Here is a 24,686-nt window from a genome sequence, read left to right as displayed (position 1 = left end):
ACAGTGGATTGATGTGATCAACCGCTGGTGTGCCATGTCCAATGAGAAAGAACCGTCCTGGGTGAACACCTACTCGGTACCTGTGGTCCCGATAGGTGAGAAATACGTGATGCTCAGCGGGCTACCTGAGAAATACAAGCGTGAGGCGTGGGCAGTGATATCGCGAACGCATCCTGCCCTGGCTCAACTGCTAAAAGACCCGCTCTTGAAAGAAGCCATGCATCACTTCAATGCTGATCTCTTGGTCGATGCATCGATTGTCCCGACTCTGCCTTCAGAGCCCCTGAGAGGCCGTAAGAGGGCCGAAGATTAAAACGGCGCCCTCAGATCGGTCTTGAGTTCCTCGAAGCGCTGGCGACGCTCTGCGCAGGTCAGCGACGGCAAGGCTTCCCCCTCAGACGCGCCCAAGGGGCTCAAATCCAAACTTGCTTTCGGTGGGGCTTCAGGTAGCACCACCTCTGAAAGGTCTTTTCCGATCGACTTCATCAAGTGAGCGATCGCAGCCTCCAGTTGCTCAACGGTCACCCCTGAAGGCGGACGTGCTACCTGATGGCAGAGGTTATCGACCGACTGCTGTATCTCCTCTTTGCTTGGCTTCTCATCAGAGAGCCAAGCCTTCGCCTGGGCTAAAGGGCTCATCAAAATCCTCCTGGGCGTACCAAGGAAGATCTGATGATCCTGAGCCTTCTCTGCTTTTCCTCCTTGCTTAACTGGGGTGCTGGTTCGCCATCGGGATACAGGCTGCCGCAGTCGAACACGGCCGGGCCGATAGCCGCGGGGGATGATGTCACGGCTTCCGCACCACCTGGTGCATCCGGGAGTACAGCAAGATCAGCAAGGTCCCCTCCACGATCGACGTAATACTCAGTGAGCGCGTCGCAAGTATCGCGGGAGTCATGGTCGTCCTTCAGCTCGCCATTAGTCACCTTGGAGACGATGGCGAAAAGCGCATTCTTGACCTTCGGGAGGTCTGGCTGGCTTTCCAACCACTGTTTGGAGCGGTCGAGCATTGGCCCTTCCGTTTGCGCGGTTTGTTTTTTGGTGGTCATTGAAGGGCGGCTCCGGGGGCACGGCGTTGCGAGAACATTAACGACTGAACTGTGGATTTCTTGAAGTAGCGGTTGACCATCACCGGAGCCAGGAGAATCCGTAAGCAGAGCGTTGAAATAATGACTAGACCGACTATCGTCAGTTGAAAGCCTTGTACGCTGATGGTCCTCAGAAGGCAGGCAAAGGCAAAGTCTAACGGTACAGCAAAGCCTCCAACCAGCAGGCTCGGTGGCAGGAGCCAACTCATTGCAGGTGCGAAGCGCGCGATGAGCAGTGCCATGAGACACACCGGCGAGAAAGCTACTGCGAAGGCTATGGCTGTTGCTCCGATCGGTACCGGAGATGACGTCAGGATCAGATAGCCGATTGCAACGCTGCCCAGGAGGATACCGGCAGTGAAGCAGGAGACTGAAAACCAGCCATGTGGGGTGAGTCTTTGCATAGGTAAATCCTCGCAGTGAATTTGAGGATATTTCCCTACATGTTGGCGCGTGCCAGAACCGGTCTGTACATAGGAATTAATAGGAAAAGGAAAAAGAAAGGAAGGAACGATGAAAGCCAGCAGGGCCGGGGCCTCCAGGACTTAAACGTGGACCAAACCTGACGCCTACCGTGCGTGAATCCTGACTATCAAGCATTTCGTCGCGTTGAAACATGAGCCAATCCTTACTGTATAAATCCAGAACGTGCACCAATCCTGACTACCCAGAAGCCAACCGTGAACTAAACCTCACTAGCTCATCCCCCTTTTGACGCCAAATTTCTGTGGATAACTAGAGATAAAAGGGTGGGGTGGACCAATCCTTACTACAACCGTGAATTAAACCTAACTACTGTATACGAGGGGCTGCAGCAGTTTCCGGCCACTAGTCAGGGGAGGAGGCATACCTCAAAAATCGGTAACAGGACCTCTGTTGCCATGAGAATCGTGAGCCAAACCTTACTATATAAAACCGATGGCAATCCCTGATCACCTTGTCGACTTTAAGTCAGGGTTTCAGGGGGCTGCAGGCCACGGCTGTTCGTACATCATCTTGATCGGGAACGAAATTCATAGAATCGTGGGCCAATCCTGAGTATTGCGAGCATAGAATCGTGGACCATTCCTTACTAGTGGCGAGCAGGTGGGAACGCGTGCACCTATGTACGGCTGGGCAAACGTGCGCTAAACCGGTCTACCACTGAACGTAGGTAAAGGCCGCCCGACGCCTTGCTGCAGCTCAATTGCCTGGGGAAGGAATTGACAAAGTGCACCAATCCTTACTACCGATGCTGGCTTCATCCAATTCTCACGCTGGCCACTAACAGGCTAGATGAACACCTGGCACCTGATTTAGCGCGAATGGTGCCGGACGGCGGGTGAGGGAGAGCGAGCGCCCACACCACCATGCACTAAAAGTGCACCAATCCTGACTAGCTGGGCCCTGTAGTGGATTTCAATTAACAGGGCGCGGTAAGAGCTGTCGCCCTGGGCAATGAGCCGGCCGACTATAGGAGCACTCCCTGACCGAGGTGAACAGGGCAAGGGAATAGAAAGCTCAACGCCGGTACCAGTCTTTGGCGATCTGGAGTGACAGGCCAGTAACGTCGTGACAGCGTTCCTGCTACACCGCCAGGACAGAGCCCCTATCGGTTTAGCTCCACCTAAAAGTGGACCAATCCTGACATGCGAGTGAACCACCCTGGGCACCGTGCTTGTGGTAAATCGAGAGCCAATCCTGACTAGTTCGTTTTGACCCGTTATCAATCCGTGGCCACAAAAAAAGCCCGCAATAGCGGGCTCTTTCATCTCAAATCAGCTGTTATGCGCTCAGGGCGAGCTCTCGGCTCTTCTCTCGGCGATGGCCATCAACAATCATGCTGACGAATTTATTGGTTGGCAGGACCTCGTAGACATAATCGATCGCTCCCTTTCCCTTAGGCTTTTTGATTGGTGTGGACTTAAACCCCGACAAAACCTCTTCCTTGACCAATTCAGCCAGCGCGATGTTCACTGCCCGGAAGTCCTCTGGCATGCGTTTTGAGAGCCCTCGAGCCGTGTTACTCAGAAACTCGACTAGGTGAAAGCGGTAGGGGTGTGCAGGAGAGGCGTTGCGCCACCCCATGGACAATTCACGGTTCAGGATCTTTGCCAGGCTGTTGGTCAGTCGCATTGAAGTGGAGTAGTGGTACAGCCGGAAATCACCGCACTCGATGCCTCTTGAGATGAGGGGATGTAGTACAGCCATGCAAAGCGTTGCATCCCCCTTGTCCGCATCCGAGATGTCCTTTACCTCGATGTAGTCCTTACTGTTCTTGTTCTTGCTGCGCAGGTAGAGCAGGGGAAGGTAGTTGGAGGTGATATCAATCTTGTCGCCGTCCGCAGCCCGGGTCTGAATTGTCAGGCTGGACTTTGCCAAAATATCCAATGCCTGGCGCAGCTCGTCGTACGTGTAGGTGTGACCAACAGACTTGAGTTCCTTGCGCAGATCATAGAGGCTGAAACGAACAGAACATTCAGCTTCATTGAAGCGCCCCGCCTGCGTACTGAATTTTCGAAGGGCTTCTTCTACACATTCCTCGCGACTGCCCGGGTACAGGCCAACCCACTCGGTCAGGCCTGTAGCCTTACCTTTGACCTTCACCGGCACTTCCATGCTCACGGCTTTCATGATGACGCGGAACGGTTGCCCATTGAGGCTACCATCGAGCTGCGTCGTCATCTGGCTCATATCTCGAACTGTCTTGGAGGCCCAGCTGAAACGAGGCAGAGCGTCATAGATCGAGACCAGGTTGCTGTGATCTGCATCACCAAGCCGAATCTCGTATGGATTGAACAGTTCTCCCTGGCCAGCGGTACCCAGCTGGCGCTGACTACTGCGCATCTGCATATTACGCACACGCGCAGCATTAGCATTTTCTGGAGGGGAAACTGTCGCGGGAACGCGCTCCAGGCCTGGAAGCTGGTCGGTGATTGGGCTGCTGTGATCCATACGTGATTACCCGTGCACTCCACAATGCAGCATTGGCATTGTGGCAGTTGAAGCAAGAGAGGCGAGCTTGCTCACCTGATAATTCGATTTACCGCATGTCGCTGGTACTGCTGAGAGGAGATTCATACCCAGGTACTGACGCATAGCGAGCGCATGATGCAAGAACTTGATTTCAGCCACTGGCGGATACTTGGGCAATAACCGAGATGACGCGGAAGTCGCAATCGGTCATACCGCTTTTGGAGTCCATCACACCGTTCACGGCCCGCTGGAACTGGGCGACATGCTTCACTGCTTTATCCAGCATCACGGAAACATCGACGTACTGGGCAGCGGTGGCTTCGTCCGATTGGGTGCAGACGGCATAGCCATCAAGCCTGGCCTTGGCCAGGCGGTTCGAGGCAGCCGGGAGGTCAAAGACGTCTGGAGTAGTGGCGAAGGTTTGGCCAATGGACACCTTGACGGCGTCAGGATCTTCCACCTGAGCCACGGCCGGCGCTTGCATGGGTTCCGAACGCTGCAAGGCTGCATAGGCACCGACAGCGGCCATAGCCATGACTGCAACTACCAGCGAGGTCTTCTTGATGGAAATCTGCACAGTTTGAATCTCGAAAACAGGTCAGCTCTCGAGGATAACGGCTCAAAATCCGAATGCACGCCAAAACAGGCCTTCGTAATTCACCTACTTTCTGTAGGTGAATTATAGCCCCCAGTTTTGAGGTGCATCACCAGGACTCAAGGGATAAGGTTCTTTCAGCTAAATAGGAGGCTCCATGCTGATACTTACCCGCCGCGTCGGCGAAACTGTAAACATCGGTGAAGACATCAGCTTTACCGTCCTGGGTATCAACGGTCACCACGTCCGCATTGGGATCAATGCACCCAGCGACGTTGAGGTCCATCGCGAGGAGGTATACCAGCGCATCAAAGAGCAGCGTCAGTTGGAGAAGGACCGTGCGTAAATTATCGGCCGCTATGCTACTACTTGCGTTTGCAACCCTTACTGGATGTACATCCGCGTGGATCAACGACCCAAGCCCTTCGACGGCAGACCTGATCAACGACCTCAAGCTTGAAGGTTTCAAATGCAGGGCAGGGTTTTCGAGCATCGTATGCCGGCAGACTGAAGCCTTCGTAGAGAAGTCCGCAAAGGTCTGCACGGCCCAGGAAGGGTGCGTGCCTCAGCCGTGTCACGACGTGCGTGTTGTCTACGAGATCACCCAAGCTAACGATGGCGTCCCGGGCATAGCTCAGTCAATCGAGCGCACAGTGACCCGAAAAATCCCCACCGGCGATATTTACTCCGAAGCAAGGATTGCTGATCTTAAGGAATTCTGCGCGGTTCACTGAGGTGAGGCGAGCGGCCGTGACCGATTACGACCGCCCTCGATTCAGGAGACAGGACCAACGCCAGGAGTTTCGAAAGCTGCTAGGTGGTTCAGGTAGGGCAGTGGATTACCGTAGTAAAGCCGGTGAAGAGCATCATAAAAGCTTACAACCTCTGACTCAGTCGTAAGGATCTTCAAAGGCAAATGGAAGGTGGTTTCTCCAGAGTGGTCAAACACTATTGGGACACCGTCGATAAGATGCCTGGCTAATGATCGAAGTACCGTTCGAGTCTTGTCGGCGCTGCACGAGTACCCTTCCGCGCGCTCAATCCGCTTTCTTACGTGCCCTTCAACGAAAGCGCCATGCCTGAATAGAAACCTTGCCCGGGAATTACCCCCAAGCCGCTCGTGCAGAAGGCCGTCAACGGCTTTCATGTGTCCGGTAGCAAGGTACAAACCGAATTCGTCCGGGCAGCGGGCGGTGATCTGTTCGTCCAGCTCAATGAAGTGTTCACTATCAGCCAAGCCTTTAAATGCCAGGACGCTTTCATCGTCCGCGGAAGTAAGAATTCCACTGATTACAGCGGCAATAGCTTCCCTCACTTCGATGGCTCCACTGAGGGCGTCGGCTGTTTAACAACCCCAGTCCTCATGGCCTCGGCCTCAAAAGACGGGAGGTTGCCAATCGTGGCCCAAACCTTCTCATCAGACCCTTTGACGCCAAACCGACCATAAACAGCAGGCTCTGTTTTGAGGGCGTTATCCATAGTGGCGAAAGCATCTACTGTTACGTTAATGCTTTGGGACTGGACCAAACACTCAGCGCGAGATTCCAAGACCTTGCCGGCAGCGGAGAAGTACGCCTTGAATGCAGTGCTCCCGCCCCCGGCCATTGCAATGGAGCTACCTTCGTAGAGGAGGTAAAGCGACTCGGGGTGAGAGCAAACAACAGAGTCCGCCTTCAGTGAGGATTGTAGCGGGACCGGCAGGGCAGTCACCGTCGCGGCTTGAGCGGCCATATTCCCCAGGCACATCAACCCAGCCATGAAACCCAGGCGACGGTAGCTCACAGGAAAGGCCCGCCGTCGGTAGATTTGAAGGTGATAAAAGCTCCCGACTGACAACGATACACCGTCGGATGGAAACCCAATTCCTTTGCCTCCGCCGCAGCAACGTGTGGATTGCTAGACGCCTTGAGTTCGATTATGTCGATGACCCCTCGTGACTGCGTCCACAGCTCAAATCGCTTGTTGCCCACTGTGTGCAGTTGGGTCCGATCAGCGATCATCAACAGAATGGAAGAAGGGAACCGTTTTCGCGGGGCAGACATCGAGTGTCGCACTGAAAAGTTGAGCAGGTGAGTGAATTGGTCAGGGGAGAAAGCGCCGCAGCACAGTGCCAGCAACTGATCGATAGTGAATGAGGCCGGCACGTAGAAGAAAGTATCGGGTTTATCGAGCAGTTCCTCTCCTGACGGAATGCCGAAAGCCAGTCTGACACCGAGCCGCAGGGGCAGTGCACTTTTAGCGAGACCAGGAACCTCAGGTTCCATAATCGCGAAGCTGACAGGTCCCTCATTTGTGACAATAGTCATCTTGACCCAGTCGCCCTGCAGCTCACTGCTGGCAGGTAAGCCGGCATCAGTAAGACCAATTGCAAACTGATCCGCCAGCGCCAGGAGCCCTTTTGAACCGCCGGCGAGGAGGTCGCCGAGTTCGAGGGCGCAGGCTGGAATCACATGTAGCTCGTTTTCAGTCGTCATCTTGAAGCCTTGCTTGTCGAGCCGTGAGGCAGGCAACGGTGTCAGTCGAGGTTTCCTCGATCTTGAGCAGGGCAGCCCGCAGATTACGGATGCGCTCCTCATCGAGGTCAGACTGTTTGTCCGCGGAATGTTCGAGGGCAGTGCGGACCAGTTGTTGGACCTGCTCTGAAGTGAAGGTGTTCGGAAGCACGTCGGTTTGAAGCGTGTCCAGGATGAAGCGGTCTGAGTAATTCATGCGGTTCACCAAAAGGCCCGCTCTGCGGGCCTTCCAAATCAGATGCCTTGAGGGATTTCCTCGCCGCCCAGGCCGCTGAGCAACTGTGGAACCATTTCGTTCAGAGTAGCCATCATCAACAAGAACGATGCATCGAACTGCCCGTCCTTATCATCTCCGCCATCCTCTAGGGCCTGGTCTTGCAGCAGGCTTTCAAAGCGTAAGCCTTGCACCACGAGCTTATCGTTCACGGAGAAACTCAGCAGGTCTTTGAAAGCGAGATGGATCTTGGTAACGACCTTCCCACCTTCAAGCAACTGCTTGATGTCGTCCGAGGTCAGATCCTGGTTCTTGACGTTGATCTCACCACCGTCCTCACCTTGGTCGTTGAGGCAGCAGTTGCTGAGGACGAAGAAGTTCTCAGCGGCAGCACCATTTCTGATCCAGTCCGTGTAGGTAGCTGTCGGGGCGATTTTGACCGTAACAGGACGAACAGGGAGACTGCCCAACACTTCACGCAACGTCGACAGCAGCGCCTCTGCAGCTTTCGCGCTAGCAGTGTTCACGTAGATCAGATTGTTCTTCAGGTCCAACGCTGCGTAGGTAGTTTTCTTGTTGATGAATGCACGCGGCAGGAAGGACTGAATGATTTCGTCCTTGATCTGGTCCTTCTCCTTCTTGTAGACCTTACGGCTCTGGGAGCTTTCAATCTCCTCGACTTTCTCAGCTACCGCGTCAGTGACAGCACTCGAAGGCAGCAGTCGCTCATAGGTACGAAGGGCAATCAGGTATACCCCGTCAACTTGATGGGCGAGGGGGGCGTCAGGATGCTTGCTGTTCGGGGAAATGAAACCAGCAGTTTGTGCGACCTGACTCTCTGGCAGCCTGGCCGGCTTACTGCCAAGAGCAGCTTCAAGAGATTCGAGGGTGAGCGATAGTTCTTGTGTCAGGCGGTAGGTGAGCAGGTTCTTGAACCACATAGCAGTGAGAGCCTCAGGCTTCAGGTTGGATGAAGGCAAACAGGTTAACGCACTGCTTGCTTATACCAACCTAAAACGGGCCCTTGGAATTCAGCCGGAGAATTCAGCTCACTAACGATAGGACGGTGAGCCCGATCATGGCCGGATGAGCCCAGGCGGGTGGTGCGGTCCGCTCCCATGTATTGATGGTGCTCTCAGCGAAGCCAAGCTTCGTAGCCAGGACAGCAGGTGTATACCCTAATCGCTCGCGGTGTGATGCGAACCTATCACCGGTGAGTGGCTTCACGCCCTCATCAACGAACATCAGGCTGCCTAAACCCAGGCACGCAATGGTCATCCATGGTCGCGGGGTATCTTGCTCTGCAGTAATGATCGTGGTCCTCGCAACATCAAGCTTTTCAGCGAGTTCAATTTGGGATAGCCCAAGCTTATTCCTCGCATCACGCAACGCATTGAAGGGTCGTTGTTTCTTGCTCTTCGTCGTCTTTTTCATTCAACACCACCTGGTCCTACCATGTTCTTATCCTAGGCGGCCGCGCGCCACTCAAATGCAGGCTCCGAAATTCGTCCACGCGCTATCGTGCACAGCTCGTTCACAGTGGCACTGTTATACATGGGCAAGTACCAGCCTTTGGCGGATCTGAGCGGATCACTAAAACCTGCAGGAGGCACAGCATGTGGGGCTGAGGTCCTCAGTAGAACAGCAAGGCTTGGTTCACCATTTCCATGGTTAACGAGACCTACAGAAAAGCCGACGTCATCCAGGATTTCACCCGTCCGCGGGTTGATATAGCAATGCACGACGTCCTGGCCGTCCAGGTAGCTACTCTGCAACTGATAGCCATGGTCGAGCAGGACATCTGATATCGCATCCCCTGCAGCTTGAACCAGGGAAGGCGTCACGGTACCTGCAGTCAAACCCTTGTGTTGGATATCAATCAGGTGCTCAACCACCGCTAAGTTGAAGCGGCGACTCACTTCGCACCCCCGATCCCAAACGCCTTCAGGATCTGGGAAAAGGCAATTTCGGCCGCCTGTACGATGTGACGTGCGTCATTGTCCGGGAATGCCACCTCGAGTTTCGCTTTGAGCAGTTCTCTTCTTGCTGCCTGGTCGCCGGCGTCGCCACGGATAGAGAACGGGATCGCATCGAGGGCAAGTTCGAGGGTGCCGGCGGCCTTACGCCCATGGAACAACCCAAGGCGAATACACTCCTCGGAAACGACCAGGTCGACCTTCGTGGCGTCATCTACAGCAATCCGGGCAGACTTCACTGGTTGCCCGGCGACCAGGGCTGTATGCAAACGCTGGCCAAAGATCTTTTGCACGACGTATTCAGGACCTTGCTCAGGCAATCGGTGAATAGGCCCAAAACGCAAACCTGGAGTTCTCAAGCCCTGACGACCATCCTCAGAGGGGTAGAGCTCGGTATGCCCAAGGGAAACAGCTCGATCCAGAAGAGCACGCCAGTTCGTCATGCCCATATTGAGGACGCGATCGTCCACAATCATGCGGGACAAGACATCCCCGGCCGCGAAGCCGGTAGCGGTGGCCATGTCCAGATCAGAAATCGAGGTCGCCCCGTACTTGTTGACACCGACAGCAGTAACCCCGGCCAAAGAGAAGTCGAAGCCGAGTTGAGGCGTTGAAACGCCGACAGTAGTAGTTGAGGTCATGAGTACGCTCCTTAGAAATTGCTTTCCATTGGAGTCGGACCTGTGGTGTGCCAGAAGCCATTGAGAGAAATAAATCGAATGGTTGTCCCGGTCACTGAGCAACCATAGTGGGTACTCAAGCCTGCATGGATATCAGTCTCGGTGAGATGGTTGCCAGGCGCAACGATTTTGCACGTGAAAAATGACCGTTTGGCTTGGAGTAGAAGCTGATCAACGTGAGTTGCGCCGACGCCACTGAGATCACATCACCGAGCCCAGCTGGCAATTGCAGACATGTGGGTGTCATCTAGGAGCACCCAAGTATCCGCAGGGTTCATTGGGCCAAGCAAATCAGGGGAGCACAGCGCCAGGCCAACCATTGCGCGAGTTGTATCGTCAGTAAAATTCACCGGCTCGCCGGCTTGCACAGCACGGATCAACTCAACTAGCTGCGCTACTCCAAGTGATAGCAGTACATCGTCTGCATCTACACAGTGACTTTTCACCCATGTAGGTGCGAAGCGGTAACCGTAGAATGGTGAGGGATCATCAGTGAAAGCAGTAACAATCCCATTGTGAAACTTGACCGTGCTTTCATGTCGGCCGCCATCGACCTCGCGCGAGAGCCTGAAGGCGCCCGATGCGTCATTGCTGATATAGGTGAGTGGATTGCCGAGAGGGTGCCGCACGAGTCTTCCAGACTTTACGATAAAGAAAGCATCACCTGGATCAACACCTGAAATCACAGTGTGGACTTCGCCCGACTCTCTACCTGCGCCTGGTTCGGTAGTGAGAGTTGCCTTCATCGGACAGCTCCTACCTGGAGATTAACCACTGGGGCTAGCGCAGGCTTTGGGATGAGGTAAGGAGCAATCTGCGTGAGAAGTTCGGTGGGTACGCCGGCTTCCTCAAGTGCTTGAGTGATAGAGCCAGCCTGAAGAGCTGTGATCAGAGGGGCAATTTCATTGAGGAGGAACCCTGCCCGGGCGCCATGAGCATGGTCACCCTGGGCAGCAGGCTCAGCTAGAGCTCGTGAAAGGGCTGCATGAACGGCCCGATAACCGTCCACACCGCCAAAGGCTTCGTGCATTTGCTGTTGGTCTGCCATGTTTCCTCGCTGGCCAAACTGGAGTAGGCGTTAACTCTGCCAGTTTCTTGTCAGCTAATCACGTCAAAACGGCTATGCCGAATGCACATCCGGGGACATGCCGGCTGCCGTAGCCTCGTGAGTTTTTTGGCCGGCTTGACCGGATACAGCCATGATCCCGCAGAACGTGACGAAGGCGAACCAGAGACCGCCAACGCAGAACCAGTCCTGCATTGCTGTATTGGACGCAGTCAATGCCATCGTGCTTGCAACAGCACAAGTACCGAAGAACAGACCAATGGTGAGATACGATACTCGAAGAAGCGACTCAGCCATCTTTTGACCGGGGTTTGCGGCAGCAGCCTTTGACGCCCAGGTCACGATCAGCACGCATGCGACGAATGAAACCCAGATGCTGCCGATGCTCAGTTTCTCGACAGCGGAGAGAGTACCGGTCCGGCCCAGGATTGCGCTCGTCATCAAGGCGCTGGCGAAGGTGTAAATACCGATCGCGAAGTAGGCGAGACGAAGAAGAGGTTCAGTCATGCGTATGTGCTCCCGAAACGATCATCATTAGAGGAGTCGTTTTCGGCTCCTATGGATCAGGCGATTGGCCTGTCAGATCTGGGATAACGGGAGCGGCGAGAATTTCAAGGGGCAGAGGACCAACACTACAAAGTAGGGGGCAAAGAGTCTCGGCCCCTGGGTGTCAGGCTGGTTTGAAACCAGGGGCATATTTAGTGATCGCTGCGATCAGGTCTTCGCGCTTGAACGGCTTTGACAGGTAATCCGTCGCGCCTGCTGCCATGCCCTTTGCCTTATCGAACACGCCATCCTTTGAGGACAGCATGACCACGGGGCTAGATTTGAGTTGGGCGTGGGAGCGGATCACTTGAGTAACCGCGTAACCGTCCAGCCTGGGCATCATCACATCGACAAAGATGAAGTCCGGCTCAAAGTCCATAATTTTGGTAAGGCAGTCGAACCCATCTTCAGCCAGTACGACCACACACCCTGCTGAAATCAGGAACTCCTCGCCAGCCTTCCGAATGGTACGGGAGTCATCGACGATCATTACACGGAGTGGCTTATCTGACATTTACTCTACCTCTGAAAAAATGAAGTGCTCCTTGCAGGGAGTATGGTTGCCGATAAACGTAACGGTGGCTACTCAAAATGCTATTGCCATTTTCATGGGAGAGCGCATGGCGGAAAATGTGGAATTTCGAAGGGGCATAATGACTTGCCTCTGATTGCTGACGGTATAGAGTTGCACGGACCCGTATGCGCAGAATCGATTATGAGCCAGCCAAAAACACCTCTACTAGCACATCGCAGCTTCTCGCGTGGGCCCGCAAATGTCGTCATCTCTAAACTGGATATGCTGGCACTTAGAGCCCTGAATCGGATTGGCGGAGCTGTCAGCACACCGGCCGACCTGGGCGAAGCTTTGGACGGCAAGCTCGACAACTCTCGAAAGGCCCTACTTGGTGGGCGACACTTGCGGCGACTGGTAAGCGTCGGCTTTGTAAAGGCTCTTGATCAGCCGAATGGTGGTTACCAAATTACTGTCACCGGACGCGCCGCGGCGAGCAGTGAAGACTAAGAACCATCGATCGCCGCATTCAACTCCTCGATGCACGCATCCATGCGGCCTGGCGACCGCTTATCCGCCAATGCCTTAACGCCAGCCAACGACTTCACTTCCTCATTGGCCGGTGCGTAACCACGCGCTGCGGCTACGGAGTACCAGCAGTACGCCTTAAATTGAGGGTCACCACCAGTGCGGATACGCCCCAAGGAAACATTGAGGGCGTATTGGTAGAGAGCAGTGGTATCGCCGCTACGACCACGCTCCTCCAAGCTCACCCCACCATCCCGAACTGCCTGTCTTGGTGCAGCTTCGGTGGCACTCGTGGTGACAGCGATAGGCTTTGCTGATGAGACCGAAGTGCCTGCGGCATGTTCAATCCCTTCCTCGCGCGTAAACGCGGCCTCATATGCTTTGGCTGCATCCGCGTCGCCGGCAGCTGAGGCCGTTTTCAGATACTCGAGGCCGCGCTCCATATCATTCAGGTGCGGAATACGCTGGTTCGTCAGGGCCATCCCGAACTCGCGTTGTGCACGGATACTGGTTTCTGCAGCTTTTGCCAGCAGTAACTCGCCGTAAGACACATCCTTACCGACCCCACTGCCCATAACGTAAAGCCAGCCAAGCACCCGGGTTGCTTCGACGTGGCCGAGGTTCATGGCAGAGTTCAAGAATCCAACCGCAGCATCCGGAGCCTTCTCGACGCCAATCCCGGTGAGATAGATTTTGGCTAGCTCGTAGAAGGCATCTGGATTGCCCATATAGCCTGCCTGCTCGAGCAACGAGATCTGACCTGCTACGTCGCCCCCAGCGCCAACACGTCGAGCCTCCTGAAGCACCTCAACAGCCTGACCGCCGGCATCATCCACTTGCTGGGAATGCGGCGGCTCATAACCCTGGTCCACTGCCGGCGTGGGAACTGAGACGGCTGAAAATGAGGAGTCACCCAGAGCAAAAACCTGAACATCCGTATCAGGGGTTTGTATGGTCTGCCGAATGTGGGCTATAGGCAAAACTGCAGGCGCAGGCGCGGGCGCGGGCGGCTGAGTGGTTCGAGGCGATGTGGGTTTTACCTTCGCCCGGCTAATCACCTCAGGAGCGGCCAGGGGCTCATCAAAAGGGTTTTCGGATGAATAATACTGGGATTGGGTTGAGCACCCTGACGTGATGGCAGCCGCAAGTATGCAGATAGGTAATCGTGGGAAACGCATGGTCGGGGAGTTCCGGCATTTTGGACGAGCAAATCATTGCAGAATGCCGGAATAGATCACAGCCAAAACATGGTCTCAAAATTTCTGGGTGGATGCCGCTTGTGCCAACCCCGGAAAGTCTTCCAGGGTTAGCTCGCCAGTGGTAGCGGCAGGCGGAGCGATCGATTCATCTTGGTGCGCACCCACCGCCCGCATCTCCTCAATCTCACGTTTGAATGCCTGCTCACTTGCAGTCGGCTTCTTCGTGTAGGGCTTGGAGTGGGCTTATCAATCGCTTTGCCAGTCCCCCAGCATCGCTTTGGGAACCTGATCACGGGATGCAAGGATGCACTGGGTGTATTCAGCATCAAAATAGATCACAGCCTGCCCTGAGGCAAGCTGCGACCGTACCGCCTGCACTTTCTGCAACTCTGTCGACTCATCACCATTGTCGGTGCCCTCGCGACTGACGAAGTCTTCAATGAGGTTTTGAAGAGTATCTGGTTCAAGTTGCTGGTGAGGGATGATCATCAAAAGCCCCCCACAATTTGAGAGGCGCCGGTGGGGTGACCGGTGAGCCCCATAGTGCAAGGATAGGTAAGCTTTCCATCTTGCCAGCGAACAGCGATAGATTCGCCGCGGCAGCCTTCCATTTGGCACCGGCGTGAACCACCCGTCTTGAGGCCGAAGGTTGCTCCATCAGCGCTGTAGATACGCGTTTCCGCTGCTGATTCTTGAAAGGTGCTTGCAGATCGCATGGATTGCTCCTCGTTGAATAATGGTGCAATCCTCACTCTTTCCTGCGTATGCCAGAAGCATTAGCGATCAGTGCAGTGCTTAATCCAGCTTCGGACCAGGTCTTGCTCGCCAGTGGCGTCGACGAGAAACCCGTAGAAAGTTGAGGATTCCTTTGTGTGAAACCCGAACCCAAGCTGCTCTGCCCCAGATATTGACCAAAGCATATTGTCGTCAGGTGTGAAGCTGGCCAGGACATAATCACCGCTGATGGCCGGCTTTGACTGCAGCGAGGCGACCGGAAGGAACTGCTTGTTGAGCCGTAGGCTGTAGTTCTTTGCGTTGCGAGTGATAAAGGCGTTGTTGTCGCCAGCGTTGTAGAGGGCCGAGAACTTGATCCGGCTATTGGGTGCACAGGTCATGATGATTTTCCCGGTGCCATTCCACGTTTGCTGGCTCCCCATCAGGTAAACCTGCCCCTTTTTACCTTCGATCCCCCACTCGGCCGGCAACACGCCGTTATTGACGAGGTTCAGCTTCGCAGCGTCTATGTGCCCGAGAATCTCCATCTGACCGCGTCCAACTTGAACCATCCTTTCGAATAGAGCAGGGGCTACACCCATCTTTATCAAATACGCGGTGATCGCTGCTGACATGACTTGGGCAACATCGAGATCGGTCGACATGGCCGTACGCCGATAAAATCGATGGATGCCAAGCTGAGAGGCTTGATCGACGAACCTGAACTTGCCACCAGCAAAGGTCAGAACGCACGCACTCATGCACCGGCCGGCAGCGGGGTGGCCTGGGCTCGCGCCTGGCTTGCCTATTGCCGTGTTCATGTTCGAGCGTCTGATTAAACTGCCAAGGTTCATCCCGGCCTGGGGGTCACCGCCAGCCGAATCCAGATAGACAATAGAGCCTTGGAGTCCCCTACTAGAAATCAGCCCGGACAATTGACTGACGGTGGCGTCGGTGATGTCCCCCGAAAGGTAAACCTCGGGTGGAGAAGCATTTCCCGCGGTTGCAGAAGGCAGGATTCGTACATCATTGGCAACCGCGAAACCTGAAGCGACGAACAGAAGAGAGGTAGCTAAAAACCGATGTAGCACGCGCATGCTTGATCCCTGAAGTCGCCCTTGCTGCGAAGAGCGACGCTTTGATATGGTTCCGGCGTGGATCGCCTGGCAATATCGATACAGCAGCACCCCGACGAAAATGAGTGCGTCAGAACTCAAATTTCCGATAAACCACACGACTCATTGGCAGCGACTGCACCAGATCCCCTGCATCATTGCGAACGAGCTGCGCCAGGCGTTTACCCTCAGCATCGAAGGCTGTGTAGGTCGAACCATCATGCTTCCATTCAGCAACAGCAACGGATCTGCCATCTGCAATGATCTTGTCATGCTGAATAATGGCAAGGCCCACAGGGCGGGGCTGCTCATCGGCATACTGGATGGCTGCCTGGTAGGCGCCATTAATGCTCTCACCGCAGCCAGTCAATAGGAGTGGGAGCAGAAGCGAGGCAAAGCGTTTCATAGTCGACATGTCCTTGATCACATGACGATAACCTACCTCATACGATCAAAATCACCAGCCAAAGTGGTGTATCGGAAATTCAGGTTAGGCTTTGGATCGAGACTTCCGCCTGCGCGATGGTTCTGGAATGCCAGTGAGGCCGGCCTTTGTCATTCGACGGTATTGATCATCACGAGGAGGGGGTGGTGATGGCAGCTCCTCAGGGAGAGGAATTCCATCGCGCTCGGCAATGCGCTTGATCAGATCGTGGTAGGCATCGATGTAGGATCGCTTGCCAATATAGGCCCGCAGAGGCTTGCTGCCCATCACATGGTTGCTCCCCCAGTAGGAGCGGGCACCGGTCGACTTCGCGACAATTAGTGAAACCCCAGACCATGGCCTCGCGACGGTCTTGGAACGCAGGCGGCCTGGTTTGATGCCAAGCTTGATTTCTGTGCTGTCGCGCCAGAGCTTGGCCTGACGTAACGCTTCATCAAGGCTGCCACCGAAGTCAGAAGCCCTGAAAGACTTATTCGGGCGCTCACGGTCTGAACCGTGGCCTTTCTGAATCATCGGCCGGTATCCGATGACCTCACCAGTCTTACTTTGAAGCTTCGTGATCCGGCGCATCTCAAAGGCATCCTGAGACTGCCAGCGCTTCGATCGCTCATGTACGGGAGGACCGCTGTGCACATCGAGTGCCAGCGTGTCATCCACGTCGTGGGATTCCGAAAGGGGAAGGAATTCACGGCGACGCATATAGACGAGTTCAAAGCGTGTGGTGGGCTGTAGATCAACCACAGTTGTATCATTTTGACGCAATTTTCCAGAATCCATTGGTGCTTAGCGGCTCATAACGATCAAGGGTACCAGGTCGATCACGCTTACTTCCCGTGTCGATCCTGGCAACCGGTCGTACCCCTCAGGTGTGGGCACATGCATTGTTTAGTGTGCAGCTCAATTTGTGCTGCTGGACACGCAGGTAATCTTGGGGCACACAAATACCCGAAAACGCTGGCACCATACATCAAACCAGCCCCTATTTTAAGGCTCACATTCTGACTCAACGGACAGGTTTCCTGTTTCCATTTTCCGCTGCGCACGCTGACAGTCAGGATGGTACGCCTCGGTAATATGCTGGATCGAAGGCTGGCCCATCAAACATTTGAGAGGGCGGAGTCAGATCACCCTGGTCTGCAGACTGCTGATCCTGCGGCTGACGGGGGGCTGGTTGCACGTTCCTTGGATGCCGGCCTGCTTGTGCAGTTCCACCTTGATCCCCTTTACCATCCATGAAATGGCATTGACCGTCGTATGGGTCAACAATGATCTCGGTGATGCTTCTCTCCACTCCACCGGCCGTGTACTTGCGGGTTTTATTTTTCCCAAGAACATAAAGCTCTCGTCCTTTACGTCCGTGCTGGGCCACTAATTCGCCGTGACGACCTTTAAGCACCACCCGGTGCCACTCGACATCTTCGGTCTTGGCCCCGCTCTGCTTATCGTTCCATGACTCACTTGTTGAGAGAGATACGACTGTAGTCGAGCCATTCGGGAACTGGTGAACCTTAGGGTCAGCACCCATCGTGCCAATAATCGTTACCGAGTTTACGCCACGCTTTGCCATGGTGATGCGAGTGTCCTTACGAGCTGGTTGAACGCCGGGTTTACCGGGCATGTTTGCTATTCAACCATCGTTCAGGGCAGGGGCGAATCCAAAATACCCAATCGGAATTCGCTCAGACCTGGACCGGCTGGCTTGAGATCGCTCCAATGAAGGTATGCAGTGAGTTTGCGAGATCGCGACGGCGATCCGGGGTTAAGTGAGTTCCGTCTCCGTACCAGGCAGTTTCAATCAGGCGCAGCTGGTCGAGCTGCTCTTGCTCAATGAAAAAGCCTTTGATGGGCTCTGGCCCAACATTGTCGGTGGGTGCTTCAAGGCTTGGCCGCCAGTGGGTGACGTGGTCGGTCAAGTCCCACCCATTGCTGCACTCACTTACCCAGCGGCCGGACCACTGATCACCGTCCTCGTCCATCCGAACATAGCGCGCGAATTGCTGTTGCTCGGACTCCATATACACGATGACTGGCTCAGAGCGGGGATAAAGCAACTGATAATCCGACATGATGGGTAGTGCACGGGAAACTAGAAGCCAGGCCATGATGGCTACCTCGTAAAATGATGAGGCAATCATCACCCGCAACATGGTGTGCCAGAATCACCCGTGTAGTCATATTGAGTCATCCCCGGCCTGTAGGGTCTGCAGCTCGCAGTTGGAAGGTTTCGACGATGCGTTTTGGATTGCTGATCGGACCAGCAAGGCCATAGCATGGCTGATCACTACCAGAAGGACTCACCATGGATAAGTCGACTGGCGCCCCAAAGCCACCGAAACAGAAGCAAATTTACACAACGTTGTTTGCCCTCACGGCCCTAATTTTGGCCCAATTTCTGACCTCAACTGTCTGGTTGCATTATTCGTTGCTCGCCATCGGGGGCGCAGGATTTGCGCTTTGTGCTGTTCTGGAACTGCAGCATGACTGGGCTCACAAAAAATGGCTGAAAACACAGCCTGACTCTGCTGACCCATTTCGAGGCGCGCCAGATCTCCCACACCTCAAGCAATGCCTGGCCCTGACGATCGGATTCAGCGCCTTGGTTGCTCTTGGCAAATACGGACTCCCTCTCAGCGACACTGGCTTCTCTGCTAAGGACTGGTGGGTAATCCCCTTGATCCTTTTGACGTTCGCAGGATTCGGCTATGCGGGCCGAATTCAGAAGAAGCACAACAAAGCCTACTTGGCGTGGAGGGATTCGCATCCCCCTCACATGTAACCCTGCCAACAGATGGGAGGTGTAGATTTATGTCTAACCTCCCGTTCTTACCTCTCCAGCGCCAGGCTTAGCTCTTCAGTCCAGGAAGCGAAAATTGTAGCCGCGGCGCCCGCTTAATCCCTTCGGAATGTCAGCGGCATAAGCATCTCTGTGAGTCGAGCATGCAACTGCTGGGAGCCTTGCAGCGTCAGGGGGAGTATCAACACCTTTTCCTGGGCATAGGTCAGCGCGAAGCGAGGGTTTCGCTCCTCAAGGTTTGAGAAGTTGTGAATGGCGTCTGCTAGCCGTAGAGTCTGGCCAGCGGGGGAAGCCTTCGCGAGGTGTTCACGGTCAATGGCCTTTCGAACGTCCCGGGGACCGTCAGATGGTCGGCTGGGATTGGTGACTTCTAGCACCAGGTTCAGAACCTCACTACCGAGACGAACCAGTATCACCTCCTCGCGCCCGGCGCGGAGATCTTCAGCGCACTCCAGTACATCGTGCAGATACGCCGCGGCTATCTCCTCCCACCGATCGGTGACCGAGGCCACAATCTGAGCGACCGCAATAGGGTGGATGATGTAGGGCTCACCATCAGTGTACTTTCGCACCTCACCCATGTGCCATTCCGTAGCCAGGTCCTGCGCAATTTGAAGGCGACTATCCATGATGGTGCTCGTTAGTTGGTTTTAGGACAACGTGTGACCAATAGGCCATATCAGGGTACACCCGAAGAGAAGGCTGGTCGTCAAGAATGGACAATAGCGTGGCACAAAGCTGCTCGTGCCAAGAGCTCACGGTTATGCTGAGAGAGCGGGCATCTCGGACTCTTCAAGGCGGGTACGAGCCTCCTCGGGAGGAATGATCTCCCAGCGGCGGCCGAGCTGCTGACCGGCGGTGAAGGTGGTGCCGGCGTAACGGCCTTCGAGGCGACCGATTTTGATGGTGCGTCGTGGTGCAACATCCAGTACCCGGAGAAGCGCGTTCTCTCCAGGCTGCATGATGTATTCGCCGAGGCAAAGCTGATTGGTGGATTTGGTCAAGCGTGGGGAGGAGGGTTGAGGCATTAGGTGCGCACCTACAGATAACCAAGTTACCTGGAGCTTACCGATTGGAATCCAGATTGCACCTCAAAACATGGTTACCAAATTCAACAGGCCGTCGCGGTGACTTTGAAATGGAGGCTTGCATAGCCAGAGTTGCATTTCCAGACGACGATGCCGTCCTTGGAGAAGGACGCCCACCCTTCGCGGATTGTTAGGTCCGCCTCAGGCCATACCTGGCTGTGGCCGTTGATCGCCGCTTTCAGTTGCGTCGATTCTTTGCACCGGGCTTTGTAGGTGCCGTCCTTCAATTCTGGCGGTTGAGGAAACTTGGACATAGTCATGAACTCTTGAAGGGGCTCAAATCATACCAGGCGGCGCATTACTGCACATCGCGGGCAAGTACAGCCCGGTCGCCCCGTGTTGAAGAAGAACGAGGAGGAGCGATCTCCGGCTTCGGCCTCGGCAGTTTGTGCTGAGTTTACTGCAGACGGTGCTTGGTCTCCGTCCTGGGTACTCAATTGAGCCATCACCTGGTCAGAGAGGTACTCGAGAAGTCCTTTGTGGGCGGTGGTGTACGATCCGACTTGGTTACCTTGCTGCACTGTAAATCCTCCATCCGGGATAGAGACGATAACGGCAGCTCTTGAAACGCCAAGGCTGGGTCATGGCCTACCCGATGTCTGGCTATCGGCAGCGATGAGACATGCCTTAGCTCAATTGTTCTTTCAGCCGACGAAGGGGCTCGACTGCTTGGGTGTATGGATAGTGTCGGTGTCACAAAGCTGTGCCAGAAGCAAAAAACCCTCACAGCCCAAATAAGGCTGTGAGGGTCTTCCCTGTTAGATCAATGAATCCAGATGCTAGGGCTGGAACCGCGGACGGCCCAACTCATCACACCAAACTTCAAGCGACCAGCAGTTGCTGGTGATGCTTGGCTTCAATTTCTTCAAACTTAGCGAGCATGTCGTCAAACGACATAGCGCCACGTTGGTGGGCTTCATGGTGTACCAATCGCTCGCAACCTTTCTTCCACTCCAGAGTGGCCGACAGCTTGTCGAGAGTGTCTCGCGGCGCAACCTGGGTGAACCCAGACTTGAACGCCTCGAGGACTGCCTCATCGATAGTATCGGTAGTGAAATGGCTCATCCAGCCTATGTTCCTGAACACCGAGTAGCGAAAGCGTCCAGGCTCTGATGCGTCCGGCAAGATCAGTGCCCACGAATCCCCCGATCCGTTCTGCATGATCATGCCAGGGCCAAGCTCATCGAGTTCGGCATACACAGCTTGCAATTTCTCGTGTCGAACCTCGATTTCCCGGACCAAGGTCTTTTCAAGCTTGCAGGGAGTGCGTTTATTCAATTGACCAGGATGAAACAGTTCACGCGTCGACTCGATTTGATCCGAGAAGTAGTTTCGAAAGCCGTTTACGTTCATGGGTGCGTCTCCGAGGAGGGGCATCCATGCCAGGGCATAGGAATGCCCTGGTAGGGTTTGGACTCTTAGGTGGAACACACAAACACCGAGGTGCCAGATCATTCAACCTGCAAGTCACCAGATTTCCCCTTGAGTGGGGTGGTAACCGATAACGGCAAAATGCCTATGGGGTGAAACGGCTGTGCTTAACCGGGGCGCGCAGCTTTTTACGGCGCGCAGCGGCCTGGTGATGCGGCAGCTTTGTTGCACTCCAGTTCAACCGGCTTACTACACTCTGCGTATCCGTTGAATTCGGAATTACTCATCATTTATCTCTCGCCAGTAGAGCACTGGTAATACTCAAAGACACCTGGTGCTCTAAGGCCAGGAGGACGATGGAGGGAACCAACATCAACCTGGCCAAAGCCTGGAGAAGTCAGGCCTGACCGGAGGGAACCGCTAATGCGGAAGGTTGAACTGAATCGCCGTTACCAAAAGCACTAGGTGCTGCTGGTGGATAGCGAACAGATCGATCATTGCGACGGGTCAAGGAGGATCGAAACGGCAAGCCGAAATGATCCGCACAGCCGGAAAGCTGTGTTCTGCGCAATGAATTTCTCGTTACCGAGGATTTACCCAAAAGCAATGCAAGAGCAAAGCTCCAAGCATGGCGCTCAAACCGTGTGGAAATGAAAACACCAAGCCTGAACGACAGGGTGTGATCTCTGCCGTCTGGGGAAGCACCTTCAAGGAAGGGCAATGCGATCGTCATCAACAGAAGTCGATAAGATCAGGATGTGTAGGGAGGTTCAGAACCTCACTACGGATTTAGATTGATCTAACAGTATCTACCTAAAGAACAGCCAGAAATTACTGACGGGTCGATAGGTCCATGCAAATCAGACGGATTAGCGTCGAGATAGGCAGGGTGCCTCAATCAGGGATTGGGCATAGAACGCGACCTTTTTAGCACTGCTTTGCCTCGCCCACAAGTCAAAACCAACCTTCGGAATTCACCTCGGTACTTTGGCACCCAGCCCATGGAGCGCTGGGCCGCCAGTCTGGCTTGTGATAGAGGGCCGGTCGCGTTTGCCCCAGTAGAAGCCCCGCTGGCCAAGCCAGCGAGGCAGCGGGGATCAGGCCGCTAGTTTCTCGATCATCCCGATCGCGGCCTTCGCATCAGCAAGCTGCTGCTGGATACGCTCGAGCGAGTCTGCCGTCTTCCGGTCGGGGCGCAGCTCCCCGAAGCGAGGCAGGTACAGGCTATACACCTGAGTCTTCTTGTTGGGCTTCGTGATGTCGTTGAACTTGACCGTGATGATCGAACCAATGAAACGATCGGGATCATTAGAAATCTCAAGCCGCAACTCATCTGGGAAGCCTGAAATGTTCACCTCTACCATCCCGCATTCGCTTGCACATGCGAGCGAACCGAAGGTCTTGGCGTTCTTACCCTTGCCCGGTGTTAGGCCAGTAATACGCAACTCACAGGGTGCCTGGAGTTTGATCTTGATAGCGTCCGGCGAGCCACTGGAGCCGGTGTCGCGCCAGATCCCATCGGGATGCTTGATTACCGCGCCCTCTTTACCTTCGCGGATGTACTTGCCGGAAACCGCGTAAGCATCGTCAAGCGAGTGAACGATGACGGTTTCAATCACATGGACCAAGCCGCCACCGAACTCTTCCACAACCTTTTGAACCGTCGCAAAGCGCTCAGAATATGGGGTTTGGCAAGTCCCGCGGCGTGTGAGCGACTCAAGGGGGATGACGTCCCACAGGTGAGGCACTGGGGTGCAGCCAAGCGGGAATGGCGAACCCTTATTCACAGAAGTGAGCATACCGTTACCAATCTCGCGCGGCAGGACGTCGCCGCCTTGCATGACCAGCATCTCACCGTGGTACTGGCCGTCAGGGAAGCTGGCAAAGTGTTCGCCAAGCTCGCCATAGAACTCCAGTGGCCACTCGAAGCCTTGTCGACTGTTAATCGTGACACCACCCTGCTTGACAGTAAGGCTGAAGAACGTGCCATCAGCCTTCTGTTGTACATAGATGCCCCGAGCCCATGGCCACAGGTTCAGATCGACGTCGGAAGGCAACCCGCAGCGCATATACGGGACTTCGGGGATCGTCGCGGGTTTGATCTTATTGATCGATCCCTCGGAGAATCCTGCACGCGTATCACGATGAAGGATTCGCCACAGCAGCTCGGAGGATTCTGGGGTGAGTGTGGCCAGTGTGCGTTCCACTTGGACGCCGGCTGCATTCCCCGACAGTTGGCGTGTGGACAGACGCTCCAGCAAGGTCCAGGTATCGTCGCTGAACTGCTCGGTACCGAACACTTGGGAGCGGGCAGGCCGCTTGTAGTAGCTGATGAGGGGGTTGAGCATGAACTTCATCACACGCTCAAAGGTTGGATCAACCATGTAGGCAGTCAACAGCGTTGACTTGTCGTTCTTGCCACTCACGGCGGCAACTTTGTCGAGGGCAAGCAGTACTTCGCAGGAATTCATCGGTCTGTCTCAGTAGGTGATGGGGTAGATAGTACCGGCGGCAACGTGTGCCACCAGCCAAAACGGGCTTATCGAATTCATCAGACCGCTCGTGCTAGTAGGCCGGTGTTGATACCTACGATTTCCACTTCAGGGGTGGCATTCCGCAGTGAGCGCAGATGGGCCTTGGCAAATTCCAGCCCGGTGTCGCAGTCAGGTGCGCGAACAAAGAGGACGGAGTCCTCACTATCGTCGGGGAATCGGAGCTGGTAGTGGTACACATCGCCCGATGCATCGGCTTCCAAGATTTGCTTGGGGTTCAGCGCCACGAGGTGGGGGTCAGGGGTGAGCATGGAGGCAATAGCCTCAGCCTCATCTCGCGAGTAGTAGCCGAGGACCACAGGAGTACCCAGTTTGTCCTGTTTGATGGCGACCTCGGTGACACAGCCATACCACTCAGCTTCATCTGCTTCGGCACGTTCCCGAACCCATTCACAGGTGGATTCGTCTAACGGTGCCGCAGTGCCAGCAGCGAGGCAGGCCGCATAAGCAGACTCATCGAGAAGAAGGAACGTGTCTTCATCGGCCACCACACGAATACCAGGAGCCGTGCCTACATCGTGGGCGTATGCATCGAGCAGCGCCAAATCCTGATGAGGATGAATAGCCAGATAGGCGAAGTGGTGTTGGCCCTCAGGGGTCAGTACCTTGCCAACAGTTCGCATTGATGGAATGGGTTGAGGCATGAGAATCTCCAGTTGTCGATGGAGAAATTCTCAGCCCCTATAGCCTGTGCCAGAAGCCTATGCAGAGATACGAGCTTCGCTATTTTTGGTGG

At 54.9% G+C, this 24,686-nt stretch carries 32 protein-coding genes; 4 read left to right on the top strand and 28 right to left on the bottom strand.

Annotation, left to right across the window (positions count from 1 at the left end; translation table 11 throughout):
• Positions 1-309 precede the first annotated feature (309 nt).
• The 5 genes from H8F21_RS15170 to H8F21_RS15150 form a co-directional block, all read right to left on the bottom strand.
• Complete coding sequence (locus tag H8F21_RS15170) at positions 310-639, bottom strand: hypothetical protein (RefSeq protein WP_203584826.1); 330 nt, start codon at positions 637-639, stop codon at positions 310-312.
• On the bottom strand, positions 639-1,049 hold the full coding sequence (locus tag H8F21_RS15165; RefSeq protein ID WP_203584825.1) for a hypothetical protein: 411 nt from the start codon (positions 1,047-1,049) through the stop codon (positions 639-641). The genes H8F21_RS15170 and H8F21_RS15165 overlap by 1 nt, the downstream gene beginning before the upstream one ends.
• Entirely contained in the window at positions 1,046-1,492 is a 447-nt protein-coding gene (locus tag H8F21_RS15160; RefSeq protein WP_203584824.1) for a hypothetical protein, read from the bottom strand. Before H8F21_RS15160 ends, H8F21_RS15165 begins: the two co-directional genes overlap by 4 nt.
• Before the next feature lie 1,360 nt (positions 1,493-2,852).
• The gene (locus H8F21_RS15155; protein WP_236043047.1) at positions 2,853-4,022 is read right to left on the bottom strand and encodes a replication protein; all 1,170 of its coding nucleotides are present in this window, start codon (positions 4,020-4,022) and stop codon (positions 2,853-2,855) included.
• A 172-nt stretch (positions 4,023-4,194) separates the two neighbouring features.
• On the bottom strand, positions 4,195-4,620 hold the full coding sequence (locus H8F21_RS15150) for a hypothetical protein (protein WP_203584823.1): 426 nt from the start codon (positions 4,618-4,620) through the stop codon (positions 4,195-4,197).
• Between the two features lie 175 nt (positions 4,621-4,795).
• Between H8F21_RS15150 and csrA the strand changes: the two genes are divergently transcribed.
• A complete protein-coding gene (gene csrA / locus H8F21_RS15145) occupies positions 4,796-4,984 on the top strand; it encodes a carbon storage regulator CsrA (RefSeq protein ID WP_203584822.1) in 189 nt (62 codons plus the stop codon).
• Positions 4,985-5,413: 429 nt separating this feature from the next.
• Here csrA and H8F21_RS15140 read toward each other — a convergent pair whose 3' ends face one another.
• The 5 genes from H8F21_RS15140 to H8F21_RS15120 all read right to left on the bottom strand — a co-directional run bounded on the left by H8F21_RS15140 (position 5,414) and on the right by H8F21_RS15120 (position 8,799).
• Positions 5,414-5,953, bottom strand: a complete 540-nt coding sequence (locus H8F21_RS15140; protein ID WP_203584821.1) for a hypothetical protein — start codon at positions 5,951-5,953, stop codon at positions 5,414-5,416.
• Positions 5,954-6,416: 463 nt separating this feature from the next.
• A complete protein-coding gene (locus H8F21_RS15135) occupies positions 6,417-7,112 on the bottom strand; it encodes a hypothetical protein (RefSeq protein WP_203584820.1) in 696 nt (231 codons plus the stop codon).
• The gene (locus tag H8F21_RS15130) at positions 7,102-7,347 is read right to left on the bottom strand and encodes a hypothetical protein (protein WP_203584819.1); all 246 of its coding nucleotides are present in this window, start codon (positions 7,345-7,347) and stop codon (positions 7,102-7,104) included. Before H8F21_RS15130 ends, H8F21_RS15135 begins: the two co-directional genes overlap by 11 nt.
• A 38-nt stretch (positions 7,348-7,385) precedes the next feature.
• On the bottom strand, positions 7,386-8,306 hold the full coding sequence (gene rdgC / locus H8F21_RS15125; protein ID WP_203584818.1) for a recombination-associated protein RdgC: 921 nt from the start codon (positions 8,304-8,306) through the stop codon (positions 7,386-7,388).
• A gap of 103 nt (positions 8,307-8,409) precedes the next feature.
• A complete protein-coding gene (locus H8F21_RS15120) occupies positions 8,410-8,799 on the bottom strand; it encodes a helix-turn-helix domain-containing protein (protein ID WP_203584817.1) in 390 nt (129 codons plus the stop codon).
• 233 nt (positions 8,800-9,032) lie between these two features.
• On the opposite strand from H8F21_RS15120, the gene H8F21_RS15115 reads away from it, so the two are divergent.
• Positions 9,033-9,170: a hypothetical protein gene (locus H8F21_RS15115; RefSeq protein WP_203584816.1), complete on the top strand. Its 138-nt coding sequence runs from the start codon at positions 9,033-9,035 to the stop codon at positions 9,168-9,170.
• Positions 9,171-9,280: 110 nt separating this feature from the next.
• Here the strand turns inward: H8F21_RS15115 and H8F21_RS15110 are convergent, their stop codons facing one another.
• The 4 genes from H8F21_RS15110 to H8F21_RS15095 form a co-directional block, all read right to left on the bottom strand.
• Entirely contained in the window at positions 9,281-9,982 is a 702-nt protein-coding gene (locus H8F21_RS15110) for a hypothetical protein (RefSeq protein WP_203584815.1), read from the bottom strand.
• A 245-nt stretch (positions 9,983-10,227) separates the two neighbouring features.
• On the bottom strand, positions 10,228-10,767 hold the full coding sequence (locus H8F21_RS15105; RefSeq protein ID WP_203584814.1) for a hypothetical protein: 540 nt from the start codon (positions 10,765-10,767) through the stop codon (positions 10,228-10,230).
• A 374-nt stretch (positions 10,768-11,141) separates the two neighbouring features.
• Positions 11,142-11,594, bottom strand: a complete 453-nt coding sequence (locus H8F21_RS15100; protein WP_203584813.1) for a hypothetical protein — start codon at positions 11,592-11,594, stop codon at positions 11,142-11,144.
• Between the two features lie 163 nt (positions 11,595-11,757).
• Positions 11,758-12,147, bottom strand: a complete 390-nt coding sequence (locus H8F21_RS15095; RefSeq protein WP_203584812.1) for a response regulator — start codon at positions 12,145-12,147, stop codon at positions 11,758-11,760.
• Positions 12,148-12,348: 201 nt separating this feature from the next.
• Between H8F21_RS15095 and H8F21_RS15090 the strand changes: the two genes are divergently transcribed.
• The gene (locus H8F21_RS15090) at positions 12,349-12,654 is read left to right on the top strand and encodes a hypothetical protein (protein ID WP_203584811.1); all 306 of its coding nucleotides are present in this window, start codon (positions 12,349-12,351) and stop codon (positions 12,652-12,654) included.
• Here the strand turns inward: H8F21_RS15090 and H8F21_RS15085 are convergent.
• From H8F21_RS15085 to H8F21_RS15055, 7 genes are all read right to left on the bottom strand, one after another.
• On the bottom strand, positions 12,651-13,850 hold the full coding sequence (locus H8F21_RS15085; protein WP_203584810.1) for a tetratricopeptide repeat protein: 1,200 nt from the start codon (positions 13,848-13,850) through the stop codon (positions 12,651-12,653). The two genes, H8F21_RS15090 and H8F21_RS15085, sit on opposite strands and share 4 nt — an antisense overlap.
• Positions 13,851-14,117: 267 nt before the next feature.
• Complete coding sequence (locus tag H8F21_RS15080) at positions 14,118-14,360, bottom strand: YheU family protein (RefSeq protein WP_203584809.1); 243 nt, start codon at positions 14,358-14,360, stop codon at positions 14,118-14,120.
• Positions 14,361-14,647: 287 nt separating this feature from the next.
• The gene (locus H8F21_RS15075; protein ID WP_203584808.1) at positions 14,648-15,682 is read right to left on the bottom strand and encodes a COG3904 family protein; all 1,035 of its coding nucleotides are present in this window, start codon (positions 15,680-15,682) and stop codon (positions 14,648-14,650) included.
• A 109-nt stretch (positions 15,683-15,791) separates the two neighbouring features.
• Positions 15,792-16,106 carry a hypothetical protein gene (locus tag H8F21_RS15070; protein WP_203584807.1) on the bottom strand — a complete coding sequence of 105 codons (315 nt, stop codon included), beginning with the start codon at positions 16,104-16,106 and terminating at the stop codon, positions 15,792-15,794.
• Positions 16,107-16,190: 84 nt separating this feature from the next.
• Positions 16,191-16,886, bottom strand: a complete 696-nt coding sequence (locus H8F21_RS15065) for a hypothetical protein (RefSeq protein WP_203584806.1) — start codon at positions 16,884-16,886, stop codon at positions 16,191-16,193.
• A gap of 310 nt (positions 16,887-17,196) precedes the next feature.
• Positions 17,197-17,763 (bottom strand): single-stranded DNA-binding protein, encoded by a 567-nt coding sequence (gene ssb / locus H8F21_RS15060; protein WP_203584805.1) that lies wholly within the window; start codon positions 17,761-17,763, stop codon positions 17,197-17,199.
• Positions 17,764-17,824: 61 nt separating this feature from the next.
• Entirely contained in the window at positions 17,825-18,292 is a 468-nt protein-coding gene (locus H8F21_RS15055) for a hypothetical protein (RefSeq protein ID WP_203584804.1), read from the bottom strand.
• A 152-nt stretch (positions 18,293-18,444) separates the two neighbouring features.
• Between H8F21_RS15055 and H8F21_RS15050 the strand changes: the two genes are divergently transcribed.
• Entirely contained in the window at positions 18,445-18,921 is a 477-nt protein-coding gene (locus H8F21_RS15050; protein ID WP_203584803.1) for a hypothetical protein, read from the top strand.
• Positions 18,922-19,034: 113 nt separating this feature from the next.
• Here the strand turns inward: H8F21_RS15050 and H8F21_RS15045 are convergent, their stop codons facing one another.
• From H8F21_RS15045 to H8F21_RS15015, 7 genes are all read right to left on the bottom strand, one after another.
• On the bottom strand, positions 19,035-19,568 hold the full coding sequence (locus tag H8F21_RS15045) for an HD domain-containing protein (protein WP_203584802.1): 534 nt from the start codon (positions 19,566-19,568) through the stop codon (positions 19,035-19,037).
• 132 nt (positions 19,569-19,700) lie between these two features.
• Positions 19,701-19,967: a hypothetical protein gene (locus tag H8F21_RS15040; protein WP_203584801.1), complete on the bottom strand. Its 267-nt coding sequence runs from the start codon at positions 19,965-19,967 to the stop codon at positions 19,701-19,703.
• An 83-nt stretch (positions 19,968-20,050) separates the two neighbouring features.
• On the bottom strand, positions 20,051-20,281 hold the full coding sequence (locus tag H8F21_RS15035) for a hypothetical protein (protein WP_203584800.1): 231 nt from the start codon (positions 20,279-20,281) through the stop codon (positions 20,051-20,053).
• Positions 20,282-20,849: 568 nt separating this feature from the next.
• Positions 20,850-21,380, bottom strand: coding sequence for a hypothetical protein (locus tag H8F21_RS15030; protein ID WP_203584799.1), 531 nt, complete (start codon positions 21,378-21,380; stop codon positions 20,850-20,852).
• A 415-nt stretch (positions 21,381-21,795) separates the two neighbouring features.
• The gene (locus H8F21_RS15025) at positions 21,796-22,131 is read right to left on the bottom strand and encodes a hypothetical protein (RefSeq protein ID WP_203584798.1); all 336 of its coding nucleotides are present in this window, start codon (positions 22,129-22,131) and stop codon (positions 21,796-21,798) included.
• 364 nt (positions 22,132-22,495) lie between these two features.
• Complete coding sequence (locus H8F21_RS15020; RefSeq protein WP_203584797.1) at positions 22,496-23,869, bottom strand: ATP-dependent DNA ligase; 1,374 nt, start codon at positions 23,867-23,869, stop codon at positions 22,496-22,498.
• Positions 23,870-23,949: 80 nt separating this feature from the next.
• Positions 23,950-24,594 (bottom strand): hypothetical protein, encoded by a 645-nt coding sequence (locus H8F21_RS15015; protein ID WP_203584796.1) that lies wholly within the window; start codon positions 24,592-24,594, stop codon positions 23,950-23,952.
• Positions 24,595-24,686: the final 92 nt, after the last annotated feature.

This window comes from Pseudomonas arcuscaelestis (assembly GCF_016881005.1).
Lineage (GTDB): Bacteria > Pseudomonadota > Gammaproteobacteria > Pseudomonadales > Pseudomonadaceae > Aquipseudomonas > Aquipseudomonas arcuscaelestis.
The sequence above is the reverse complement of the archived record's forward strand: the minus strand, read 5'-3'. Positions and strand labels throughout refer to the sequence as shown.

Bases quoted from the DNA above. Each gene is read 5' to 3' on its own strand.
- H8F21_RS15170 (WP_203584826.1), bottom strand. From the start codon at position 639: ATGAGCCCTTTAGCCCAGGCGAAGGCTTGGCTCTCTGATGAGAAGCCA.
- H8F21_RS15165 (WP_203584825.1), bottom strand. From the start codon at position 1,049: ATGACCACCAAAAAACAAACCGCGCAAACGGAAGGGCCAATGCTCGAC.
- H8F21_RS15160 (WP_203584824.1), bottom strand. From the start codon at position 1,492: ATGCAAAGACTCACCCCACATGGCTGGTTTTCAGTCTCCTGCTTCACT.
- H8F21_RS15155 (WP_236043047.1), bottom strand. From the start codon at position 4,022: ATGGATCACAGCAGCCCAATCACCGACCAGCTTCCAGGCCTGGAGCGC.
- csrA (WP_203584822.1), top strand. From the start codon at position 4,796: ATGCTGATACTTACCCGCCGCGTCGGCGAAACTGTAAACATCGGTGAA.
- H8F21_RS15135 (WP_203584820.1), bottom strand. From the start codon at position 7,112: ATGACGACTGAAAACGAGCTACATGTGATTCCAGCCTGCGCCCTCGAA.
- H8F21_RS15130 (WP_203584819.1), bottom strand. From the start codon at position 7,347: ATGAATTACTCAGACCGCTTCATCCTGGACACGCTTCAAACCGACGTG.
- rdgC (WP_203584818.1), bottom strand. From the start codon at position 8,306: ATGTGGTTCAAGAACCTGCTCACCTACCGCCTGACACAAGAACTATCG.
- H8F21_RS15120 (WP_203584817.1), bottom strand. From the start codon at position 8,799: ATGAAAAAGACGACGAAGAGCAAGAAACAACGACCCTTCAATGCGTTG.
- H8F21_RS15115 (WP_203584816.1), top strand. From the start codon at position 9,033: ATGGTTAACGAGACCTACAGAAAAGCCGACGTCATCCAGGATTTCACC.
- H8F21_RS15110 (WP_203584815.1), bottom strand. From the start codon at position 9,982: ATGACCTCAACTACTACTGTCGGCGTTTCAACGCCTCAACTCGGCTTC.
- H8F21_RS15105 (WP_203584814.1), bottom strand. From the start codon at position 10,767: ATGAAGGCAACTCTCACTACCGAACCAGGCGCAGGTAGAGAGTCGGGC.
- H8F21_RS15100 (WP_203584813.1), bottom strand. From the start codon at position 11,594: ATGACTGAACCTCTTCTTCGTCTCGCCTACTTCGCGATCGGTATTTAC.
- H8F21_RS15095 (WP_203584812.1), bottom strand. From the start codon at position 12,147: ATGTCAGATAAGCCACTCCGTGTAATGATCGTCGATGACTCCCGTACC.
- H8F21_RS15090 (WP_203584811.1), top strand. From the start codon at position 12,349: ATGAGCCAGCCAAAAACACCTCTACTAGCACATCGCAGCTTCTCGCGT.
- H8F21_RS15085 (WP_203584810.1), bottom strand. From the start codon at position 13,850: ATGCGTTTCCCACGATTACCTATCTGCATACTTGCGGCTGCCATCACG.
- H8F21_RS15080 (WP_203584809.1), bottom strand. From the start codon at position 14,360: ATGATCATCCCTCACCAGCAACTTGAACCAGATACTCTTCAAAACCTC.
- H8F21_RS15075 (WP_203584808.1), bottom strand. From the start codon at position 15,682: ATGCGCGTGCTACATCGGTTTTTAGCTACCTCTCTTCTGTTCGTCGCT.
- H8F21_RS15070 (WP_203584807.1), bottom strand. From the start codon at position 16,106: ATGAAACGCTTTGCCTCGCTTCTGCTCCCACTCCTATTGACTGGCTGC.
- ssb (WP_203584805.1), bottom strand. From the start codon at position 17,763: ATGCCCGGTAAACCCGGCGTTCAACCAGCTCGTAAGGACACTCGCATC.
- H8F21_RS15055 (WP_203584804.1), bottom strand. From the start codon at position 18,292: ATGTTGCGGGTGATGATTGCCTCATCATTTTACGAGGTAGCCATCATG.
- H8F21_RS15050 (WP_203584803.1), top strand. From the start codon at position 18,445: ATGGATAAGTCGACTGGCGCCCCAAAGCCACCGAAACAGAAGCAAATT.
- H8F21_RS15045 (WP_203584802.1), bottom strand. From the start codon at position 19,568: ATGGATAGTCGCCTTCAAATTGCGCAGGACCTGGCTACGGAATGGCAC.
- H8F21_RS15040 (WP_203584801.1), bottom strand. From the start codon at position 19,967: ATGCCTCAACCCTCCTCCCCACGCTTGACCAAATCCACCAATCAGCTT.
- H8F21_RS15035 (WP_203584800.1), bottom strand. From the start codon at position 20,281: ATGTCCAAGTTTCCTCAACCGCCAGAATTGAAGGACGGCACCTACAAA.
- H8F21_RS15030 (WP_203584799.1), bottom strand. From the start codon at position 21,380: ATGAACGTAAACGGCTTTCGAAACTACTTCTCGGATCAAATCGAGTCG.
- H8F21_RS15025 (WP_203584798.1), bottom strand. From the start codon at position 22,131: ATGACGATCGCATTGCCCTTCCTTGAAGGTGCTTCCCCAGACGGCAGA.
- H8F21_RS15020 (WP_203584797.1), bottom strand. From the start codon at position 23,869: ATGAATTCCTGCGAAGTACTGCTTGCCCTCGACAAAGTTGCCGCCGTG.
- H8F21_RS15015 (WP_203584796.1), bottom strand. From the start codon at position 24,594: ATGCCTCAACCCATTCCATCAATGCGAACTGTTGGCAAGGTACTGACC.